General features: G+C 63.5%; 5 protein-coding genes and 1 pseudogene. 1 reads left to right on the top strand and 5 read right to left on the bottom strand.

All coding sequences use genetic code 11. From position 1 onward, the window contains the following. The 3 genes from ACIQ36_RS18375 to ACIQ36_RS18365 form a co-directional block, all read right to left on the bottom strand. On the bottom strand, positions 1-465 hold a 465-nt coding region (locus tag ACIQ36_RS18375), incomplete at its 3' end, for an NAD(P)H-dependent oxidoreductase (protein ID WP_395832025.1). Positions 466-470: 5 nt separating this feature from the next. Then, positions 471-1871 (bottom strand): leucyl aminopeptidase family protein, encoded by a 1401-nt coding sequence (locus ACIQ36_RS18370; RefSeq protein ID WP_395832023.1) that lies wholly within the window; start codon positions 1869-1871, stop codon positions 471-473. 64 nt (positions 1872-1935) lie between these two features. Continuing rightward, entirely contained in the window at positions 1936-2661 is a 726-nt protein-coding gene (locus tag ACIQ36_RS18365) for a glycerophosphodiester phosphodiesterase family protein (protein WP_395832021.1), read from the bottom strand. Between the two features lie 151 nt (positions 2662-2812). On the opposite strand from ACIQ36_RS18365, the gene ACIQ36_RS18360 reads away from it, so the two are divergent. Next, the gene (locus ACIQ36_RS18360) at positions 2813-3844 is read left to right on the top strand and encodes a TAXI family TRAP transporter solute-binding subunit (RefSeq protein WP_395832019.1); all 1032 of its coding nucleotides are present in this window, start codon (positions 2813-2815) and stop codon (positions 3842-3844) included. An 8-nt stretch (positions 3845-3852) separates the two neighbouring features. Here the strand turns inward: ACIQ36_RS18360 and ACIQ36_RS18355 are convergent, their stop codons facing one another. Together ACIQ36_RS18355 and ACIQ36_RS18350 are read right to left on the bottom strand one after the other, a co-directional pair. Beyond that, positions 3853-4374 carry a TIGR00645 family protein gene (locus ACIQ36_RS18355; protein ID WP_395832017.1) on the bottom strand — a complete coding sequence of 174 codons (522 nt, stop codon included), beginning with the start codon at positions 4372-4374 and terminating at the stop codon, positions 3853-3855. Between the two features lie 17 nt (positions 4375-4391). Beyond that, positions 4392-4694: pseudogene (locus ACIQ36_RS18350) on the bottom strand (SDR family NAD-dependent epimerase/dehydratase); the annotation flags it as partial.

The raw sequence follows: 4694 nt of genomic DNA, 5'->3' as shown, positions 1-4694 counted from the left end.
GCAGTCGCGCCACATGCGCTCCAGAGGGTCGCCGAAGACGTCCTGCTCGCGGTCCGCGGCGGTATTGCTGGTATTGACGATCAGGGCGGCGCGGGTGCGCAGCAGCGGGATTGGTAAGCCGCCTTCATCGATCTTTTTCTCGAAATCATAGGCCGCGCCGGGGGCAAAAACCCGATCGATCCAGCCTTTCAGCAGGGCGGGCGGGCCGCCCCACCAATTGGCGTGAACGACGATGAGCGCGTCAGCGGCGACAAGCCGGGCGATATGGGCCTGAACGGCGGGATCGTCCGTCGGCAGGCCCTTGGCTTCGCTAAGGGTCAAGCGCGGGTCGAAGTCTTCGCGATACAGATCGCAGAGTTCAACATTAGCCCCCGCCGCCCGTGCGCCCGCCGCCATCCGTTGGGCGAGCGCCAGGGTGAAACTCTGGGGATCGGGATGCGCTGTGACGATCAGGACGCGCGGCATCGGGCTTAGCTGGCCAAATAATCTTCGATGAGGGCAAACAGCGCGCGGATGGTGTGAACCTCGCCGCCCTCGGGCCGTCCTGGGCGGGGGCGCGGGTTCCAGGCCATCATATCGATATGGACCCATTTGGTGGCAGGATCGACGAATTCGGCCAAGAACAGCGCGGCAGTGATCGCGCCGTTAAAGCTGCTCTCGCCGGTCGAACTGAGGTCGGCCACTTTGCTTTCTAGCAGGCGGCGATAGCCCGGCCAGAGCGGCAGGCGCCATACCGGATCGCCCTGCTGAGCCGCCTTATTCTGCAGGTCTTCGGCCAAAGCATCGTGCCGCGTGAAGATAACGGGGAGTTCTGGCCCCAGGGCGACGCGGGCGGCCCCGGTGAGCGTGGCGCAATCGATCAAGAGCGCGGGCTTTTCCCGGTCGGCTTCGGCGAGGGCATCGCAGAGGATCAAGCGGCCTTCGGCGTCGGTATTGCCGACTTCCACGGTCACGCCCTTGCGCGTCGACAGCACATCAAGCGGGTGGAAGGCATTGCCGGAAATGGCATTTTCGACCGCGGGGATCAGCACGCGCAGGCGCACCGGCAGCTTGGCGCGCATAATGACATGGGCGAGCGCCAGCACCGCAGCAGCGCCGCCCATATCCTTTTTCATAATCTGCATCCCGGCCGCCGACTTAATGTCGAGCCCGCCCGAATCGAAGCACACACCCTTGCCAACCAGCGTGACCTTCGGGTGAGTCTCGTCGCCCCAGCGCAGATCGATCAAGCGCGGCCCATTTTGGGCGGCGCGCCCGACGGCGTGGATGGCGGGGTAGTTTTCGATCAGCAGATCGTCGCCGGTAATCACCGAGCAACTGGCGCGATGCTGTTCGGCCACATCGCGCGCGGTGGCGGCGAGTTCCTTGGGGCCGAGATCGCCCGCGGGGGTATTGATCAGATCGCGCCCCAGGTAGATTGCTTCGACCATCGCCGACACGCGCTCGCGGTTCGCGTGCTCGGGCCAGACGAGCGTGGCGGCGACGCGCTTGCGCTTCTTATAGCGCGTGAAGGCATAGGCCCCCAGCGCCCAACCCAGCGCGAGGCGGGAGGCCGAAGGTTCGGCGGGCTGGGCCGCAAGGTAGTAAGCGCCAACCGGCAGCGCATCGGGCATTGCGCCCAGCGCCCAAAGGTCGGCATCCACACCGCCCAGCGCCGAGGTGTCGTCGCCTGTACCGAGAATATACCCACTGCCTTCGCCCGAGACCGCCGGTAGCGCCAGCAGACTGCCCGGATCGGCGCTATAGCCTTGGGTTTCGGCCCAGGCGCGCGCCTCCGCCCCCAAGGTTTCCAGCAGCGCGCCCAACGTGTCGCGCGTAGCAAGATAGAGTGGGCGGGGCGAATCGGCTTTATCGACGAGGGCGAAGCTCATGAATAGTCTTTCTAGCAACAGAAGGGCGTAGCATGCCGCGCTTCTGGGGAATTGGAAAGCTGCCTTAGGCGCGAACGATATCGGGATAGTCGGTGATGACCGAGGTAACGCCCGCCGCGAGAAAGGCGCGGGCCGCCTCCGGTTCGTTCACGGTCCACAGCAGCAGCGGCAGGCCGCTGGCGGTGAGGTGCGGCACCTGCGCAGGCGGGACGTTTTTCCACAAGAGATTGAGGGTGGTACAGCCTAGCGCGCGGGCGTGGGCGACCCAATCCTCATCGGCGACTTCGGACAGATACCCGCGCGGCAAGTTGGGGGCGAGGGTTCGGCAGGTATCGAGGGCCGCGTGATCGAAGGAGGATAACAGCGGCGGAATCGGCTGCCGCCAAACCCGGCGCACTGTTTCCACAACCGCAGCGGCGGTTTCGCGCTCCCGGCCGGGGCAGGGCTTGATTTCGATATTGATGCCGCCGCCGACTTCCTGGATCAACGCCAAGACGCTCTCCAGCGTCGGCGGGGGTTCGGCGGGGGCGTCGGGGAAATTTTTGGCGGCGTTCAAGCCTTGGATGACCGAATAAGAGGTTTTCGCCACCAAGCCGGACCCATCGGTGGTGCGCTCCAAGGTTTCGTCGTGCATGAGAATAACCACGCCGTCGCCACTCAGTTTCGCATCGATTTCCACATAGCGGACGCCGTGGGCAAAGGCCGCGCGCAATCCGCCCAAGGTGTTTTCCGGGGCAAGCCCGCGTGCGCCGCGATGCCCGATGATCGGCGGCAATCCTAGTTCAACCATCAACATCCCCTAAACCTATTTGTGCCATGATAAAGATAAGACTGCGGTGGCATAGCGTGCATATCGGGCGCGATGCTGCCATAGTTTTCTTGATAAACTGAGTGGCGTTTTTTGGCGTCTCTCCTGTGCAAGTCTGTTTGTGCCGTATCCCATGGTTGGCGATTCCCCCTTTCTTCCCTGCTCCCGGCGCCAATGGCTGATTGGCGGCGCGGCGAGCCTATTGTTTGCGGGGCAAACGCGCGCGCAAGCGCCAACCTCGGAGGCGTCGCTTGCCGTTGAACCGCGCTTCTTTCGCCTAGCGGCGGGCCCCCTTGGCAGCGCCACATTTGCGCTCGCGGTTGGGCTCGCGACGGGCCTGTCGAACCCGCCCGGCGGGCGCGGGTGCGAGCGGGGGGGAAGTTGCGGCGTGCCGGGGTTGATTGTGGTGGCGCAAGGGGCGGCGCAGGGGCCGCGCCGGGCACTCGATCTGTTGCGGGCAGGTCAGGCCGAAGCCGCCCTGGTGCCCGCGCGCGAGCTGCTGGCCTGGCTTTCGGCGGGCGACGCCAACGCGCAGGATGTACTGCGCACTCTGGCAACGCTGTCGGCGGAAACCTTGCATGTTTTTGTGCGGCAAGATGATCCGCTGGTCGATGTGGCCGAGCTTGCCGGGCAGCCGCTGGCTTTAGCGCAGGGGCCGGACGCGGGCACCGGCTTTGCGAGGCAGGTGATCGGCCAGGGGCATTTGATAAAACCCGGTGAGCGGGCGCAACTGATGCCGCTCGAATTTGCGCTGGATGCCCTCGCCGAAGGGCAGGTGCGCGCTGCTATGGCGACGCTCTGGCCCCCCAATCCGCTGGTGCTGGCGCGGGCGCGGACCCTGCCGCTGCGGCTGCTCGCCTTAGGGCCTGATGCGGTATCCCCGCAGGTCCGCGCGGCTTTGAGCGTGGAATCTGTAGCGGGCGGGCTCTATCCCGGCGTAGCGGCAGTCGACACCCTCGGGCACCCGCTTCTGCTGGTGGTTCGTGCGGATACGCCGGAGCCGCTGGCCGAAGCCCTGGTGAAAGCGCTATGGTCGCCGGTTACGCTGAAAGGATTATCAAATCTCGGCGCTGTCGGCCAGTTCAGCCTTGCAGGGGCGCGCCGGTCCACGCTTCTGCCCCTGCACCCCGGTGCCGAGGCGGGGTATGCGGCGTTGCCAAAGTAGCGGGCGGGCTAGTGCCCTTTTACTTGGTGCGAGTCGGCAATCAGCTTATCCATGAGCGCCAGCAACACGCCGGATACAACGAACGCCATATGAATGCCGACCAGCCAGGCCAAATCGTCTTTGGGCACCTGATGGATGTTCATGAAGGATTTCAGCAGGTGAATCCCCGAAATGGCGACGATGGAGGCCACTAGTTTCAGTTTCAGGCCGCTGAAATCGACCTTGCCCATCCATTCGGGCCGATCTTCTGAATCGCCCGTGTCGATCTTCGAGACGAAATTTTCATAGCCCGCGAAAATCACCATGAGCAACAGATTGCCCGCGAGCGAGAGATCGACCAGGGTGAGGACGGCGAGGATGACCTCGCTGTCCTTCAGGCTCAGAATATTCGGGATGATATGCAGAAGTTCCTGAACGAACTTCACCAGCAACAGAACGAGCGAAGCGATGAGCCCCACATAAAAGGGGGCCATCAACCATCGACTGCTGAAAATGAAGCGTTCTAACCCGTGTTCGACGCGCTTTTTCATCGGACAAGCTCGCGTGTTTAGTCGGCCAGCTTTTTACGAAAATAGCCGATGGTTTCTTTCAGCCCATCTTCTAGATCGACCTTGGGTTCCCAATCCAGCAGCTTTTTCGCCAGGGTGATATCCGGGCGGCGGCGGGTAGGATCGTCCTGGGGCAGCGGCTTGTAGACGATTTCGGATTTGGAGTTGGTCAGGCGCAGAATGGCTTCCGCCAATTCGCGCACGGTCATTTCGCTGGGATTGCCGATATTGACCGGCCCCGTTACCTCGTCGCCCGTATTCATCAAGCGAATCCAGCCTTCGATGAGGTCGGACTGATAGCA

Origin of the sequence: Elstera sp. (assembly GCF_044372965.1) — a bacterium.
Lineage (GTDB): Bacteria > Pseudomonadota > Alphaproteobacteria > Elsterales > Elsteraceae > Elstera.
This window is presented reverse-complemented; position numbering and strand designations above follow the sequence as displayed.

What these genes read in the sequence shown, in the direction of transcription:
- ACIQ36_RS18370 (WP_395832023.1), bottom strand. Translation starts at nt 1,871, where the DNA reads ATGAGCTTCGCCCTCGTCGATAAAGCCGATTCGCCCCGCCCACTCTAT.
- ACIQ36_RS18365 (WP_395832021.1), bottom strand. Translation starts at nt 2,661, where the DNA reads ATGGTTGAACTAGGATTGCCGCCGATCATCGGGCATCGCGGCGCACGC.
- ACIQ36_RS18360 (WP_395832019.1), top strand. Translation starts at nt 2,813, where the DNA reads ATGGTTGGCGATTCCCCCTTTCTTCCCTGCTCCCGGCGCCAATGGCTG.
- ACIQ36_RS18355 (WP_395832017.1), bottom strand. Translation starts at nt 4,374, where the DNA reads ATGAAAAAGCGCGTCGAACACGGGTTAGAACGCTTCATTTTCAGCAGT.